This window comes from Rhizobium sp. YJ-22, assembly GCF_029601685.1.
Taxonomy (GTDB): Bacteria; Pseudomonadota; Alphaproteobacteria; order Rhizobiales; family Rhizobiaceae; genus Metarhizobium.
Genome location: NZ_JARRIR010000012.1, coordinates 42,070 through 58,697, shown reverse-complemented (window position 1 = coordinate 58,697; position 16,628 = coordinate 42,070). Strand labels below are relative to the sequence as shown.

Sequence of the window (16,628 nt, the reverse complement as noted above, 5' to 3'; positions counted from 1 at the left end):
AGATGGCCGGTCGTCACATTCTCGGCCTCGCCCTGGTCGCCGTCGCCTGCATGGTCGCCTTCCTCGCCATCGGCCTGCGCGGCGATATCGCTTTCGTGCTGCAATTGCGCGCGGTCAAGCTGGCGGCGCTGGTGCAGGTCGGAGTGGCGATCGCGCTCTCCACCGTCGTCTTCCAGACGGTCACGGGCAACCGTATCCTGACGCCGTCGATCATGGGGCTCGACGCGCTCTATCTGTTCGGCCAGATGCTGATGGTCTTCCTGCTCGGCGGCGTCGGCTATGCGACGCTCGATCCGCAGCTCAAATTCGCCGCCGAAATCCTGCTGCTGATGGCGCTGGCCTGCGCGTTGCTGTTGCCGATGCTGCGCCGGCGCCTCGACATGGGGCTGATGCTGCTCGCCGGCGTCGTCTGCGGCGTGCTGTTTCGCAGCCTGCAGGCGCTGCTGGCGCGGCTCATCGATCCCAACGAATTCGCCGTGGCGCAATCGGCGAGCTTCGCCAGTTTCAATGCCGTGCGGACCGATCTTCTGGCCTTCGCCGCGCTCGTCACGCTTGCCGCTGTCATCGTCGTCTGGCGGGCGCGACATGTGCTGGATATCGTCGCGCTCGGCGCCGATGCGGCGACGGGACTCGGCATCCACTGGCAACGGACGGTCACCGGCCTGCTGGTGCTGGTTGCGGCCCTCGTGGCTGTGTCGACCGCGCTGGTCGGGCCGGTCGCGTTTTTCGGCCTGCTGGTCGCGGCACTCGCCAAACGCATAACCGGCACCGTCCGCCATGCGACGCTGCTGCCGGCGGCGGCGCTGACCGGCATCATCGTCCTGGTCGGCGGGCAGGCGCTGTTTCAGCATGGGCTGGGGTCGGGCGCGACGCTCGGCGTCGTCATCGAATTCGTCGGCGGGATCGTCTTCCTGCTGATGCTGCTTTGGGGGAGCCGGCGATGATCCGCATCGAAAACGTCTCGTTGCGCATCCGCGCGACGCCGATCCTGCGGGACATCAACCTGACGATCCCGAAGGGTGGCGTCGTGGCGCTGATCGGGCCGAACGGCGCCGGCAAATCCTCGCTGCTGTCGCTGATCGCGCGCCTGCGGCCGTTGCAGCAGGGCACGATCCATATCGACGGACTGCCGGTCGACCGCACGCCCGGCCCGGAGCTTGCCCGGGTCGTCGCCATCCTGCGCCAGGATTCGACTGTCGCCAGCCGGCTGAAGGTGCGCGAACTGGTCGGCTTCGGCCGCTTTCCCCATGGCCGCGGCCGGTTGACGGCGGCCGATCTCGAAATCGTCGACCAGGCCCTGGCGCGCTTCGAGCTCACCGATCTCGCCGACCGTTTCCTCGAAACCCTCTCCGGCGGCCAGCGCCAGCGCGCCCTCGTCGCCATGGCCTTCGCCCAGGATACCGATTACCTGCTGCTCGACGAGCCGCTCAACAATCTCGACATGCACCACGCCCGCGAACTGATGCGTTCGCTGCGCGCCATCGCCGTCACCAGGGCCAGAACGGTGGTCATCGTCCTGCACGACGTCAACCAGGCCAGCGCCTATGCCGACCGGATCGTCGCCATGCAGAACGGCTGCATCATCGCGGACGCCGCCCCGCTCGACCTCCTGACGCCCGACACCCTGGAAACCGTCTTCGGCTTCCGCATGCGTGTCGAGATCATCGCGGGCAAACCCTTCGTGCTGCATCACCTCTGATTGCGGGTCGGTCATGTCAGCAGGGAATGCGGTCCCGGCTGCTTATGCCGGCATTGGAACTTCTAATTTTCCAGTGCAAGCAAAGATTTCTACCCTGATCCTCGTCGAACGGATGCGGTTTGCCGCGGGATCAGGGAGTTTTCGAATGAACATGTTTGCGAGAGGAATGCCCAACCAGCTTCTCAGGCTGCAGGAGATGCACAATGGCGAGAAGGTGCAGCCGACCTTCTCGGCGGGCGAGATGGAGCGGCGGCAGAACGCCATGCGCCGTATCCTGGAGGAGCTGAAGCTCGATGCGGCGATCCTCACCTCCTATCACAATATCTGCTATTTCTCCGACTTCCTCTATTGCTCCTTCGGGCGGCGCTATGCCTTCGTCATCACGCCGGAAAAGGCGACGTCGGTCTCCGCCGGCATCGATGCCGGGCAGCCCTGGCGCCGCACCTTCGGCGACAACATCACCTATACCGACTGGCAGCGCGACAATTTCTTCCATGCCCTGCAGCAGCTCCTGCCCAAGGCCTCGCGCATCGGCATCGAGTTCGACCAGGTGAACCTCGATCTGCGCCGGCTGCTGGAAGAGGCGTTTCCAAACGTCGAATTCGTCGATATCGGTTCGCCGACCATGTGGCTGCGCACGATCAAGTCGGCCGAAGAAATCGTCCTCATCAAAGAGGGTGCGGCGATTCCTCTCTGGAGACAGATGTCACATACCCGTCGCGCTGCCCGTCTTGGATGCGGGCTATGAGGAAAACCTATGTTGCGACATGCGGCGACGCAAATAAGTAGGTGTCATGTCGACATGAGCACGGCTTATCGGAGGACGCGCAGCACCGAGAGCCGTCGTCACCGCTGCGTTCTTTCCAGTCGCATCGCGGCGCCGTCGATCAGCATCGTCAATCCGGCTTCGAAGAACAGTTCGTGGCCGCCTTGCCTGTAATGCGCGAGGGCACGACCGGTCAGGGGAAAGTCGGCGGCCGCGGCATCTCCTTACTGACGCGGGGCTGGATGGTCTTCCTGCTGATGCCGCTCTTCTGCCTTGGCGGGAGGCGCGCCCGCACTGCAATCGCTGGTGACAGGAGGGGTCGACGACGAACATCAGGGGCGCATGCAGGGGCTGCTGTCCAGCATGGCGAGCCTGGCGTCGATCGTCGGTCCGCTGGCGATCAGCACCGTCTATTTCGCGTCGTCCGATGTCTTTCCGGGGCGGGTCTCGGTGCTGGGCGCAGCCTGCCATCTGTTATGCCTGTCGGTCGCGTTGGCCCGTCCGCAGGTTGCGGGGGTGCAGGCGTTGGATCGTCGCTCCGGCTGATGTGGCATCGATTTTTGTGGCAATAGATTGGATGCCTGACCATTTGCTTCATTTTTTTGATTGAAAATCTGCTGCAATTACAAAAAATCAAGAAATATAGGCCCTATAAGGAAAAATTTTCATTGCCTGACCGGCTTATGCTGCGACGCGGCATCTTTTCCGATTGAAACCTCCGTTATTTTTGATACAAATGAAATGACAATGAACATTTGGTTCTGAGGCTGGTGCGGCAGTCGCGGATGTTCCATGGAGGGGAGCATGTGCGAGAGCGAGCGGCGGCCGGGAATGGTGTCAGCCATATGGAGGGAATGCCCTTCATCCCGACAGTGCCTTACGAATCTTGGGAGGAATGGATGCGGGTACTGGAGAATGTCGAGCCTCGCGAGGTGATGTTTTACTTCGAGGAGCTGAGTAGCAAGCACCGATGCTCGCAGCATGAAAAACAGGCGACGGATTACATTGCGGAATTCGCCGAGCAGCGCGGCCTGCGATATCACCGGGACGCGCTTCAGAATATCATCGTAAGGAAACCGGGCACGCCAGGATACGAGAATGCGCCGGCCGTGATCCTGCACGGCCACCTCGATATGGTGTGCAAGATCGATGAAGGCTACGCGCATGATTTCGCCAATGGCGGCGTGCGGCTGAAGCTCGACGGTAATTTCATCCGCGCCGAAGGAACCACGCTCGGAGCGGACAACGGCCTGGGCATCGCCTATATGCTGGCGCTGCTGGATTCCACGGACATCCCGCATCCGCCGCTGGAATGCGTCATGACCGCCATGGAGGAAATGGGCAAGGTCGGCGGCGACGGCGTCGACGTGACCCTCCTCACCGGCAAGCGGATGATCGATTTTAACTGGATCGACGAAAGACAATTGCTGGCGGGATGTTCAGGGGACGTGTCCTGCCGGATCCGTATCGACCCTGAGTGGGAGACGCCGGCGGCCGGGCATTCCCCGCTTTCCGTTTCCATCCGGGGCCTGAAGGGCGGACATTGCGAATTCGACATTCATTTCGATCGCGCCAATGCCATCGTTCTGGTCGGCAGGCTGCTGAGGGCGGCGATGCAGGTGGCCGCAGTCCGGGTGGCGACGGTTTCCGGTGGTGTCCAGAACAACGTCATTCCCGCCGACGGGGATCTGCTCCTTTGGGTGAGACATGACCAGATCGACGCCGTCGAGGCGGCCATCGCCAAGCTGACCGCGGTTCTGAAGAACGAATTCCGTTTTGCCGACCCTGATCTGAGGATCGAGACGCGACGCACGCAGCAGCAGATCGACCGTGTTCTTTCCGCGCATGCGACGTCCAGGCTCGTGCGCATCATCGCCTTGCTGCCGAACGGGGTGCAGACGCAAAATCTCGAAGTGCCGGGCAATTGGGAGACGTCCAACAACATCGGCCTGATGGTGACCAAATCGGCCGCGATCGAGATCGTCTGCACGATCACCAGCGCCGTCACCTCGCGAAAGCATGCTGTCCTCGATCAGATCGTGCTGCTTGCCGACCTTGCGGGCGAGGGGGTCAGCGCCGAGCAGATCGGGCTTGATGCACCGGAATTCCCTTGGAACCGCCATTCGCGGATGCTGGAAATTGCCAGGCAGAGCTACGAGCGCGTCATGGGCCGGGCTCCGGATGTTCTGGTGTCGGTGTGCAGCCTGGAACTGGGCATGTTCACCCAGCGGATCGACGGCCTCGACACGATCGGCATCGGCACGAATCTCTACGATCTCCACTCTCCCAAGGAGAGCATGGATCACACGTCCGCTGCCCGCGTGTGGCCGCTGATCAAGGACGTGATGAAGCATCTCGATCATTGAATGCCGGCCATCGCGACCGGTGGCCCCACAGACAACAAGAGTGCAGCGCCTATGCCCCGACGGGCACGGGAGGAGCGAACTTGTCCGTAAATTCAGGGGAAATGCCGTTGGTTATCGGGACACTGCCGCCGGGCGCCGGATGACATGACGGAAAGACCGGGGGCCTGTCGCCGGGCGGCGCACCGAGGCGCCGCCGTGTCCAGGCGCGCAAGGACTTCATTTTGAGGGCAGCACCGGCCCCGTCAAGGCGGCGGGCATTGCGTGCGGCTCCAAGCTTCCGGACCTCCCTGGCGACGATGTCCGGACATTTGTTCGAAAACCCACGCACGGGAATGGTTAACGACTGGTGTCAATAAGGAGAAATACACCATGCGCATATTCGACCGACTTCTGCCCGAACACAACAAACGCCTGAAGATGCTGCTGGCCTCGGCCTTGACGGGCGGCCTTGCATATATCGCCGCAATCGCTCCGGCGACGGCGGCGACCGTCGACAAGAAGGACATGGTGATGGTCGTGTCCGTCATCAACACCACCAATCCCTATATGATTTCGAATATCGAAGGTGCGAAAGCGCTGTCGGAGAAGCTGGAAATCCCGCTCGAGGTCGTCAACTCCAACAATTCCTCCCAGACCGAGATCTCATCCATCCTGTCCATCCTGGCAAGCGGCAAGAAGGTGATCATGTTCGTGAACACCGTCGCCAGCTCCGACGCGCCGACGATCGTCGACGCCGTGAAGCAGGCAGGCGGCTACGTCACGATCTGGTGGAACAAGCCGACGGACTATAAGCCGCAGAGCGTCGGCGACAACTTCGTGGCCTTCCAGAAGATTCCCGGAGTTGAATCCGGTCGTTGCGGTGCGAAGGCGATCGGCGACGCCCTTGGCGGAAAGGGCAGCGTCGTGATGTTCCCCGGCGTGCAGGACAGCACCACCAGCAAGACCCGCGTTGCCGGGTTCAAGACGGAGATGAAGGAGAAATACCCGAACATCAAGATCCTCGACGAGCGCCCGTCGAACTGGGATCCGCAGCTCGCCGCCCGCAACGCCAAGGATCTGATCGTCAAATATGGAAGCCAGATCAACGGCGTATGGAGCGCGGACGACGGCATGCAGATCGGTGCGATGCAGTCCTTCGAAAACGCCGGCCTTCTGGACAAGGTGAAATTCGCCTCCGACGGCCTTTATCCGAAGACGCTGGAGGATATCAAGTCGGGTCGCGGTGGCAACGCAATCGTCGGCGAAACCTTCCATCGGGGCTACATGGCCTCTGCGGTCGGCCTCTATACGGCCTATCTTGCGGCAACCGGCGAGGTGGTGCCGAGCACATTGCCGCCCGAAAAGCGCGAAAGCCTTTTCAAGCTCAGCTGCGTCACGCCCAGCAACTACCAGCAATATCTGCAATACGACGAGCCCGATGCGCCCAAGCAGTTTGTCGAGCGCCTTGTCAAGAACGGCCCCTGGAACACCGAACCGATGCCGCTTGTCGGCGGCGGTTCGAACGAGCAGGGCGAGTTCTGATCCGCCTGTCTTGCAAGACATCGGCCGGGCAGACGCATCCGGCCGATGGACCGGCCCCGAAAACCGGATCGAGGGGCCTCACTGTCAGATCTTGGGATCGGCGATCTGCCTGCCGATCCAGCCAACGGGACCAGCGCCATGCAGGATCATCTATCGAAAATCTGGAAAGGCCCGATCGGATTGATCGCGTCCATCGCCGTCCTCATTCTTCTCTTCTCGGTTCTCAATCCGAGGTTCGCGAGCGTTGAAAACCTGCAGAATGTTCTGTTTCAGGTCTCGGTGCCGCTGATCATCCTGGTCGGGACCAGCATGGTCATTCTCATGGGGTCCATCGATCTTTCCGCCCAAGGCGTCATGGGCGCGGCGGGCATGACCTGGATCCTGCTGTCGCCGAATACGCGGCTGGAGATCGACCTCGGCATCTGGGCCTGGGTCGCCGCCCTGGGGCTGGGGCTTCTGCTCGGTCTGGCAACGGGCGTAATTTATGCAAAGCTGCGCGTGCCGTCTTTCGTGGTGACGCTGGGAACCTGGTATGTCGGGCTCGGCATCGGCATCATTCTCTATGGCAACGGCATGCTGCCCAGCCTCACGGACGAAGCGCTGGCGCGCTGGCCGACGCGCTTGACCCTGGGACTTCCCAATTCCTTCTGGCTGGCGGCCTTCGTGGCGGTCGCGGGGGCGCTGGTCATGCAGTTCACCCATCTGGGCCGGGGCATACTGGCCATCGGAAACAACGAACTGATCGCCCGCAGCAGCGGCCTGCCGGTGTCGCTGATGAAGGTCTCCGTCTTTGGCCTCGCGGGACTGCTCAGCGCGCTCGCCGGCATCCTCGCCACGATGCAGTTGGGTTCCGGATCGCCCGACATCGGCAATGGCCAGCTTTTCACGGTCATTCCGGCGGCTGTCATCGGCGGCACGGCGCTCAGCGGCGGTGAAGGCGGCATGATGCGGTCGACGCTCGGCGTCTTCCTGCTCATCATCCTCAACAACGGTCTGGTGCTGGCAGGCATCAACCCGGATTATCAATCGGGCGTCTTCGGTGCCATCCTGATCGTCGCGATCGTCGCGGTCGCCTGGCCGGAGCGCAGTCGTCTGAAGGTGGCGAAATGACCGAGCATCCTGCAGTTCTGAAGCTCACCGACATCAGCCGATCCTTCGGCACGATCAAGGCGGTCAATTCGGTTTCCCTGGAGATCAGGCGTGGCGAGGTTGTCGGCCTCGTCGGCGAAAACGGCGCGGGCAAATCGACACTGCTGAAAATCCTCGCCGGAATCGAGCGGCCGGACAGCGGCCAGATCGAGATCAACGGAAAGCGAGTGAATTTCCGCGGCCCCAACGATGCGTTCAAGGCGGGCGTCGGCGTGGTGCATCAGGAGCAATCCCTGTTCACGAACCTGACCGTCGCGGAAAACATCGACAAGCAGAACTCCAATCGCCGCGGTCTCAGTCGCTTCGGCATCCAGGACTGGTCGCGCCTCAACAGGGAAGCCGCAGCCGTTCTCGACAAGATCGGCGTCAAGCTCAGTCCCAAGGCAATCGTCGGCGATTTGTCGTTCGTCGACCGTCAGATGGTCGAGATCGCCCGGGCCGTCTGCGTCGATCCCGGCGCCGGCGTGACGCCGCTTGTCATCCTGGACGAGCCGACGGCCGTGCTGGAACAGGCGGAAACCGAGGTGCTGGAGCGCGAAATTCGCAACCTGCGCCGGTTCGCCAGCGTGATCTTCGTCTCTCACCGGCTGGATGAGATCCTGCGGATCTGCGACCGGGTCGTGGTGATGCGCAGCGGCAAGCTGGTCAGCGACCGGCTGACCCGGGACATCACCAAGGACGATCTTTTCAGCTCGATGGTCGACGATGTCGCGATTGCGCCGCATCGAAGCCGGTCTCGCCCGCGGGCATCCGGCAATCCGGCCATCTCGGTGCGGGGGCTGAGCCGGAAGGGTCGGTTCAAGGATATCTCGTTCTCGGCTCATCGCGGGCGCATCGTTGCGCTGATGGGGACCAACGGTTCCGGCCGCGGCGCCCTTGCCAGGTCGCTCTTCGGCGCCGAGGCCCATGACAGGGGAACCATCGAGGTGAACGGCAAGCCGGTTTCCGGCTGGTCCATCGGGCGCGCGGTCGCGGCCGGCTTGGCTTACGTGCCTGCCGAAAGGAAAACGGAGGGTATGATCGGCGGCTTTTCGGCGGCGCGCAACGTGGCGCTGGTGCATCATGATGCGTTGAAAACCGGGCATTTTCTCAGCCCGGGCAGACTGGCGCGCCTCGCGCAGACCTGGTTCGACCGTCTGGATGTGAAACCCAACAACATCGACCTTCCCTTGTCGCAGTTCTCGGGCGGAAACCAGCAGAAGGTCGTCCTGGCCAAGTGGCTGACATCGCCCGACCTGAAGGTGCTCATTCTGGATCATCCGCTTCGCGGCCTCGACGTCGGCGCCTCCCAAGCGGTCAATCATCAGATCCGGCGCGCCTGCGACGAGGGCGCGGCAGTGATCATGATACCCGACACGATCGAGGAGGCCCTCGAGATGGCTGACGAAATTCTCGTGATGCGGGATGGGGAACTCTCCGCGCGCCATGACCTCACGGTCCAGGGCACTCCGGCAATCCAAGACATCATGGCGGAAATGGTATGACCGACAGAACCGATTATCCCACGCAGGCAGCAAACGCATTCCGCGCGGAGGGGACGATGAACCTGCCTGCAAAGCTTCGAGAGATGGCATCCTGGCACACCATGTCGCCGCTTCTGGTTTTTCTGGCGATGCTGCTGACGGTCTCCGTTCTGAATTCCGCCTATCTCGGCCCGCTCGGCATTTCCATCGTGACAGCGTCGGCCGCTCCGATTTTGCTGGTGGCGCTGGGGCAGGCAATGGTCTTGAACATCGGATCGATCGATCTGTCGAACGCGGCGATCAGCCTTCTCGGCTCCATCCTGCTGGCGCTTGCCCTGCCGTCGCTCGGGATAGGTTCGCTTCTTGCCATTCTTCTGCTTCTCACGCTGATCGGCGCGATCAACGGCGCCATCGTGGCCTACACACAGGTGCCCTCCTTCGCCCTGACGCTCGGAACCCTCGGCATCCTGCAAACGGCTGCCCTGGTCGCGAGCGGTGCCGAGACGATCTATGTGAGCGAGAACCGCGAACTGGTGACGATGTTCTACACCTACAAACTCGCCAATGCGCCGCTGACCTTCTGGATCGGGGTTGCGGTCGCCGTTCTCTACTGGTTCGTGCTGCGATTCACCGTGTTGGGACAAAACATGACGGCGGTCGGGAAGAACGAAACCGGCGCCATCTTCTCGGCGGTGCCCAATCGGTTGGTGAAGATCGTGACCTTCGCCATTTCGGGTTTCACCGGCGGTCTGGCAGGGCTGAGCATCGTGGCGCAGGCAGGGTCCGCGTCGACGAGCGGCCTGGGAAGCAATCTGCTCCTGCCGGGTATCGCCGCGGCGCTGGTCGGCGGAACCTCGATTTCCGGCGGCCTGACCAATCCGATCAACGTCGTCTTCGGGGCACTGACCGTGGCATTCGTGCCGATCGCCATCCAGGCCATCGGTGCCGGGGCAGAAGCCCAAAGCCTGGTGTACGGCATTTTCATCATTCTTGTGGTGGCGCTGACGACAGCCCGGACCCGTGATGCCGTGATCAAGTAAGCGCCAGCCCGCCAACGGGCCACGCAGACCGAAGCCTTTCCACCCGAAGCGGGATCGCTCCGGCGCCGGACAACTCCGCAAAAGCAAGATAGTTTATAAGCCGCCGAAACTCCGTTTCGGAGGTTTTCAGCATGCCAGTTCCGGACATTTGCCGGATCGACGTGAGGGCAAGGCGATTGCGTGAGGCAGCCGTAAGCAGGCTGAGCTTGCCTTTCGCTATTCGCACCTGCGCACTGTTGAACGTCTCGGGAATCATCCCCGACAACGCGTCATAACGACGGATATAATCCCGCTATGCGGGATATTTTGCCAAAAAAATGGTTTCGAAGAGAAAATCAGACTTGGCAAAACAGCCGAGTTCGTTGACAGCTTTCCGATCTCCCTTTATGAATTCCAATTATGGGAGATTAAATTCCGAATAGCGGGATTTGTAATCGATTTGTCAGTTTTGGCGCCTGTAGGTGCGCGGCTGGCGCGCGCTATCGGAATTCGCAGCATACTGGAGAGGAGAATTCATGCTAGGGCAGGTCGTGGTGAGCGGGCTGGCGATGGGCGCCATTTATGCGCTTGTGGCTCTTGGTTACGCCTTCGTCTGGAAAACGATGAACATCGTGAACTTTGCGGCCGGCGAGTTCCTGACCTTCGGCGCGTTCGTTTTCGTCGCCACATTCGTCACCCGAATGGGTCTTCCTTTCTATATTGCGGCCCCGCTGGCCATGCTCGCGATGGCCTGCCTTGGTGCCGCCTTTTCGCGCATCGTGTTTTCGCGTCTTCAGAAGCAGCGTACCATCGTTGCCATCATCGCCACCGTCGGCTTCGGACTTTTCCTCAAGGAAACCGCCCGCATCATTTACGGTCCCGAGCCGCTGCTCTATCCCGGCCCGTTCGGTTTCGACACGCTGAATTTCGGCGCGATCAGCATTTCCAAGCAGCAGATCCTGGTCTTCGCGGTCGTTCTCGTCATCATGGCGCTCCAGTATCTCGTGTTGCGTTATACGATGATCGGCAAGGTCATGCGTGCGGTTGCGCAGGACCGCGAAACGGCAGCGCTCATGGGCATCTCCGTCAATTGGGTTCTGGCCGGCACCTTCGCCTATGCGAGCGTTCTGTCGGCGCTCGGCGGCATTCTTCTCGCGCCGATGTTCTTCGTGACCACCGAACTGGGCACGCTTGTCGGCCTCAAGGGCTTCGTCGCCATGATCATCGGCGGTTTCGGCAGCGTTCCCGGCGCGATCATCGGCGGATTGATTCTCGGGCTGGGCGAGAACGTCGCCGCGTTCCTGATCTCGTCCACCTACAAGGACGCCATTGCCTTCATCGTACTTCTCGCCTTCCTTCTGGTCCGTCCGGAAGGCCTGATCCCCGAAGCAAACGCCGATCGCGCCTGAGGAGAAGCCTGCGATGAACGTATCCATGCGCGTGCGCAAGGTCATTCTGGCCGTCATCCTCATTGGCCTGTTGCTGCCGCCCTTCATCGGTGTCAACGGCTATGCATTGCAGGTTCTCAACCTCGCTTTCATCTATTCCATTGCCGCGCTAGGCGTGACGATTGCCACCGGCATCACCGGCATGGTGGTTCTGGGGCAGGCGGCCTTCATGGGCTTCGGCGCCTATACGGCCGGCCTGATCATGACCGGGCTCGCGCTCCCCTGGTGGATCGCGCTGCCGGTCGCGGTGGTTGCAACCGGCTTTCTCGGCGCGGCCCTCGGCCTGGTCAGCACCCGCATCAAGGGGCACTATCTGGCCATCACCACGCTTGGCCTCAACGAGATATTCCGCCTGGTCGTCTTGAACGAATCCTGGCTGACCGGCGGACCGTTTGGTCTGCGCGACATCCCGACGCTCAGCCTTCCGTTCATGGGCGGCGGTCTCTCGCAGCAGCTCTACATTCCGGTTTTCCTGCTGACGGTGCTGGCCTATGCGGTTGCGCTGCGCATCTACCGCACCGCATTCGGCCGCCAGATGCGATCGATCCGTGACGACGATCTCGCCGCCGAATCCATGGGCGTCAATTCGCGGTGGGTGCGGGTTCTGTCCTTCTCGCTGTGCAGTCTCTATGGCGCCATCGCCGGCGCAGCCTTCGTGCTGGTCTTCGGCTTCATTTCGCCCAACAATTTCCTGGTTTTCGAAAGCATCAAGATGCTGCTGATGGTCGTCATCGGCGGCCTGGGTTCGATCGGCGGCACCTTCCTCGGCGCGCTCGTCGTGGTCGGATTGCCCGAAGCGCTGCGCGATCTTCAGACCTATTATCTGGCGATCTTCGGCCTCGGCGTCGTGGTCATTCTTCTGACCGTGCCACGCGGGCTCGGCATCATCGCCGACTGGTTGCTGGCGCCCTGGCTTCCCGGCGAGGAAGGCGATGCGATCGCCGATGCAAGGGCCGAGGACAGCTCCAGCGAGGAAAGCGTCGAACAGGAAGAGAAGCGTGCGATCGCCGTGGCGGCGCGGCTGCAGGCCGAGCGGGAGCAATCCGAGGCGGCTCGGATCCGTCCTGCCGCCGGCCCCCTGCTGGTGGTCGACAACGTTTCGAAGTCCTTTGGCGGACTCGTTGCGCTGAAGGATGTGTCCTTCACCGTCAATCGGGGCGAGATCCTTGGCCTCATCGGGCCGAACGGGTCCGGCAAGTCAACGATGATCAACGCGTGCTCAGGCATTGTCGGGGTTTCGTCCGGCCGCATCTCCCTCGATGGCCAGGCGATCTCCGGGTTGCCGGCCTGGGACGTTCATGCCGCCGGCGTGGCGCGCATCTTCCAGAACGTCCGCGTCTGGAACACGATGACGGTCCTGGAAAACGTGATGATCTGCCATCCGGCGACGCGGCGTGCCCGCATCCTGACGGGCGCGATCGGCACGGCGCTGGCCCGCTCGGACGAGGAACTGGCGCGCGAGGAGGCGCTCAAGGCGTTGGACCTGATGGGCATCCGCCATCTCGCGGCGCGGCGCGCCAGCGATCTTTCCTTCGGACAGAGCCGTCTCGTCGAGCTGGCCCGCGCCATCGTCAGCAGGCCGAAGCTGCTGCTTCTCGATGAGCCGGGCGCCGGCCTGCGCGGCGGCCTGATCATGGAACTGGCCGAAATCCTGAAACAGCTCAGGAACCAGGGGATGACGATCCTGGTGGTGGAGCACCGCGTCAAGCTTGTCGTCAGCATGTGCGACCGCATCGTGGTGCTCAACCTGGGAGACAAGATCGCCGAGGGCTCTGCCCAAAGCGTGGCACGCGATCCGGTTGTGATCGACGCCTATCTGGGAGGAAAGGTCGAGCGCAAGCGCAGGCCTAAGATCGTGGAGAGTGCGACCTGACGCCCGGTGGGGAAGATGCAGGCGCAACAAGAGGAGAAGACAAGCATGAGGAAGAATTTCGCACCGACGCTTCTGGCCGGATTGATCGCCCTCGGCAGCATGGCGACGGCGGCCGTCGCCGCTGACGTGACCATCGGCGCCTCGGCCCCGATGACCGGCCCGCGGGCATTGCTCGGCAAGTATTTCAAACAGGGCGTGGACATGGCAGTCGAGGAAATCAACGCCGAAGGCGGCGTTCTCGGTCAGCCGTTGTCGGTCAGCTTCGAGGACGACCAGGCGGACAATCCGAATGCGGCCATCAACGCGATGAGCAAGCTGAAGGAAGTCGGCAAGGTGCCCGTCGTTCTCGGCCCCCATTTCTCGGTCGCTCAACTCGCCACGATGAAGACCTATTGCGATGGCTCGATGATCTCGATCACCGGCGCCAGCGGCGTGCCGGTAACGCAGCAGGGCTGCGATTTCGTCATCCGTATCCGTGGCAACGACAATCTCCAGGCGCAGGCGCTGGTGGCCTATGCGCTGGAACACCTCAAGACCACCAAGATCGGCGTCATCTCCATCCACGACGACTTCGGCAAGGGCGGAGCCGAGCGTGTCGTCGCCGCCTTGAAGGACAAGGGCATCACACCGGTCGCCAATGAAAGCCACAATGCCGGCGACACGGACTTTTCCGCTCAGCTTTCGCGCCTGAGTTCGGCCGGCGCGGAACTTGTCATCATGTGGACGCATGACAACGAGTCCGCGCTGATCGTTCGCCAAGCTCGTCAGTTCGGCCTCAACTTCAAGTTCGCCGGCAGCACCTCGCTCAGCCAGCCGGCCTTCATCAACCTGGCGGGTCCGACCGGCGAAGGCGTCATCAGCGCCACCGACTTCCTGCCGGCAAACCCCGATCCGAACGTCAAGGCTTTCGTCGAGAAGTTCCAGAAGAAGTATGGCGAACTGCCGGAACTCTATGCCGCGACCTATTACGACAGCGCCAAACTGGCCGCCGAAGCGATCAACATGGCCGGCAGCACCGATGCCAAGAAGGTGCGGGAAGCCTTCGGCAAGATCGACCGGCAGGGCGTTCTTGCGCATTACAAATGCGAGCAGAACGGCGACTGCAATCACCAGACCAACATCATCGAGATCAAGAACGGCCAGCCCAACCTGTTGACTGTCGTCAAGTTCTAAGGAGCGGTCATGCTGGCTGTAATGGAAAACTCGCCGGCGGACGTCGGCGAGGTCATGCTCAAGCTCTCGAACGTCGATTCCTACTACGGCAAGGCGCAGATCCTCTTCGATCTGTCGCTGGAGGTGCGGGAACGGCAGGTCGTCGCCGTGATCGGCGCCAACGGCGCCGGCAAGTCGACGACGCTCAATGTCATCATCGGCCGGGTCAAGCCTGCATCCGGCAGCGTCACGCTGGAAGGGCAGTCGATCGCCGGAGACAGCGTCCAGGCGATCGTCAAAAGGGGCATTACCTGCGTGCCGCAGCGCCGCCGGATTTTCCCCACGATGACGGTGAAGGAAAATCTCGAAGTCGGCTCGTATATCCGCCGGCACGACAGGGCGGGAACCCGCCGGGTAATGGAGGAAGTGCTCGATCTGTTCCCGGTGCTGGCGCGAAAGGCGGGCTCGCTCGGCGGCGTGCTGTCCGGCGGCGAGCAACAGATGCTGGCGATCGGGCGCGGATTGATGGCGCAGCCGCGCGTCCTGCTCCTGGACGAGCCTTCCATGGGTCTGTCGCCGAAGCTGACGACGGAAATGTTCGAGGACATCCGCCGCATCGCCGATACGGGTCGGACGGTGCTGATCGTGGAGCAGAATGCCTATGCCGCGCTTTCGGTCGCAGACCACGGTTACGTGCTGGAAAACGGTCGTGTCGCGCTGTCCGGCGAGGCCGACGACCTGATTGAAAACGACTATGTGCGCCAGACCTATCTCGGCGCATGACCACGGCGGCGGGTGAAGCGGTGAACGAGACATTCAAAGATGCACTTCTGGCTCTGTTCGGTGAAAGGGCGTCCTTTTCGGCGGCGCTGCGCGAGCAGCATAGTCATGGCGAGGGTTATGCGGCCGTCGGCATGCCGGATGCCGTGGTCTTTGCCGAAACCACCGATGAGGTCTCGGCGCTGCTCAAGCTCTGCAGCGCCGCGCGCGTCCCGGTCGTGCCGTTCGGCGCGGGCTCGTCGCTCGAAGGCCATGTCGCGGCGGTGCACGGCGGGGTCAGCCTCGATCTCACGCGGATGAACCGGATTCTGCAGGTCTCGGCAGAAGCGCTGGATTGCCGCGTCGAGGCCGGCGTGACCCGGGAAAGGCTCAACAGCGACCTTCGCGCCGAAGGCCTGTTCTTCAGCGTCGATCCGGGCGCCGATGCGACGATCGGCGGAATGGCGGCGACGCGGGCATCCGGCACCAATGCCATGCGCTACGGTACGATGCGGGAAAACGTGCTGGGCCTGACGGTGGTTACGCCCGCCGGCGAGATCATCCGGACCGGCGGCCGCGCGCGCAAATCGTCCGCGGGCCTCGACCTCACCCGGCTTTATGTGGGCAGCGAAGGCACCCTCGGCGTTATCACAGAAGTCCAGTTGCGCCTGCAGGGACTGCCGGAGGCGATGGTCGTCGCCACCTGCCAGTTCGACCGGTTCGAAGACGCCGTCGGCACGGTGACGACCGCGCTTCAATCCGGACTGCGCATCGCGCGTATCGAACTGCTGGACGAAGTCCAGATCCGCGGCTGCATCGGTTATTCGAAAATCGAAGGCTTCGACGAAAAGCCGACCCTGTTCTTCGAATTCCACGGCAGCCAGTCGGGCGTGCGGGAGGACGCCAGCGCGATGGAGGAACTCGCCCTCGCTTTCGGGGCCAGTCACTTCCGGCATGCGGAGCGGCCGGAAGAGCGCACGCGGCTCTGGAAGGCGCGGCACAATTGCTATCACGCCAGCAAATGGCTCGCGCCGGGCAAGGACAACATGGGCACCGATGCCTGCGTCCCCCTGTCGGAATTCGCCGCCTGCATCACCGAGACCAAGGAAGACGTACGCCGCAGCGGCTTGATCGCTCCGCTGGTCGGGCATGTCGGCGATGGCAATTTCCACCTCGGCATCATGCATGATCCGAACGACGCGGACGAGACAGCGCGGGCGGATGCGCTCGCCGCGCGCGTCAGCGAAAGGGCGATCCGCTACGGCGGCACATGCTCCGGCGAACACGGGATCGGTCTGCACAAACGCCAATACATGGCCGCCGAACACGGCGCCGCATTGGATGTCATGCGCGCCATCAAGCAGGCGCTCGATCCGTTGAACATCATGAACCCCGGCAAGATGCTGCCGTGAT

The 16,628-nt window shown here is 62.4% G+C and carries 14 protein-coding genes; all 14 read left to right on the top strand.

What is annotated here, in order from left to right; all coding sequences use genetic code 11:
* The first annotated feature begins 2 nt into the window (after positions 1-2).
* The 14 genes from P7F60_RS23840 to P7F60_RS23775 all read left to right on the top strand — a co-directional run bounded on the left by P7F60_RS23840 (position 3) and on the right by P7F60_RS23775 (position 16,627).
* On the top strand, positions 3-944 hold the full coding sequence (locus P7F60_RS23840) for an iron chelate uptake ABC transporter family permease subunit (protein WP_277920193.1): 942 nt from the start codon (positions 3-5) through the stop codon (positions 942-944).
* Positions 941-1,699, top strand: coding sequence for an ATP-binding cassette domain-containing protein (locus P7F60_RS23835; protein ID WP_277920192.1), 759 nt, complete (start codon positions 941-943; stop codon positions 1,697-1,699). Before P7F60_RS23840 ends, P7F60_RS23835 begins: the two co-directional genes overlap by 4 nt.
* Positions 1,700-1,844: 145 nt before the next feature.
* On the top strand, positions 1,845-2,447 hold the full coding sequence (locus P7F60_RS23830; RefSeq protein WP_277920191.1) for an aminopeptidase P family N-terminal domain-containing protein: 603 nt from the start codon (positions 1,845-1,847) through the stop codon (positions 2,445-2,447).
* Between the two features lie 324 nt (positions 2,448-2,771).
* Positions 2,772-3,011 (top strand): hypothetical protein, encoded by a 240-nt coding sequence (locus P7F60_RS23825; protein ID WP_277920190.1) that lies wholly within the window; start codon positions 2,772-2,774, stop codon positions 3,009-3,011.
* A 239-nt stretch (positions 3,012-3,250) separates the two neighbouring features.
* Entirely contained in the window at positions 3,251-4,831 is a 1,581-nt protein-coding gene (pepD, locus tag P7F60_RS23820; protein WP_347276887.1) for a beta-Ala-His dipeptidase, read from the top strand.
* A gap of 369 nt (positions 4,832-5,200) precedes the next feature.
* Positions 5,201-6,352: a sugar ABC transporter substrate-binding protein gene (locus tag P7F60_RS23815; protein WP_166096934.1), complete on the top strand. Its 1,152-nt coding sequence runs from the start codon at positions 5,201-5,203 to the stop codon at positions 6,350-6,352.
* Between the two features lie 138 nt (positions 6,353-6,490).
* On the top strand, positions 6,491-7,462 hold the full coding sequence (locus tag P7F60_RS23810; protein WP_277920189.1) for an ABC transporter permease: 972 nt from the start codon (positions 6,491-6,493) through the stop codon (positions 7,460-7,462).
* Entirely contained in the window at positions 7,459-8,985 is a 1,527-nt protein-coding gene (locus P7F60_RS23805) for a sugar ABC transporter ATP-binding protein (protein WP_166096931.1), read from the top strand. The genes P7F60_RS23810 and P7F60_RS23805 overlap by 4 nt, the downstream gene beginning before the upstream one ends.
* Positions 8,982-10,004 carry an ABC transporter permease gene (locus P7F60_RS23800; protein WP_166096929.1) on the top strand — a complete coding sequence of 341 codons (1,023 nt, stop codon included), beginning with the start codon at positions 8,982-8,984 and terminating at the stop codon, positions 10,002-10,004. Before P7F60_RS23805 ends, P7F60_RS23800 begins: the two co-directional genes overlap by 4 nt.
* Positions 10,005-10,519: 515 nt before the next feature.
* On the top strand, positions 10,520-11,392 hold the full coding sequence (locus P7F60_RS23795) for a branched-chain amino acid ABC transporter permease (protein WP_166096928.1): 873 nt from the start codon (positions 10,520-10,522) through the stop codon (positions 11,390-11,392).
* Positions 11,393-11,405: 13 nt separating this feature from the next.
* Positions 11,406-13,304, top strand: coding sequence for a branched-chain amino acid ABC transporter ATP-binding protein/permease (locus tag P7F60_RS23790; protein WP_166096926.1), 1,899 nt, complete (start codon positions 11,406-11,408; stop codon positions 13,302-13,304).
* Between the two features lie 45 nt (positions 13,305-13,349).
* A complete protein-coding gene (locus P7F60_RS23785) occupies positions 13,350-14,477 on the top strand; it encodes an ABC transporter substrate-binding protein (protein ID WP_277920188.1) in 1,128 nt (375 codons plus the stop codon).
* A gap of 9 nt (positions 14,478-14,486) precedes the next feature.
* The gene (locus P7F60_RS23780) at positions 14,487-15,239 is read left to right on the top strand and encodes an ABC transporter ATP-binding protein (RefSeq protein ID WP_277920187.1); all 753 of its coding nucleotides are present in this window, start codon (positions 14,487-14,489) and stop codon (positions 15,237-15,239) included.
* A 20-nt stretch (positions 15,240-15,259) separates the two neighbouring features.
* Positions 15,260-16,627: an FAD-linked oxidase C-terminal domain-containing protein gene (locus tag P7F60_RS23775; protein ID WP_277920186.1), complete on the top strand. Its 1,368-nt coding sequence runs from the start codon at positions 15,260-15,262 to the stop codon at positions 16,625-16,627.
* Position 16,628 lies beyond the last annotated feature (1 nt).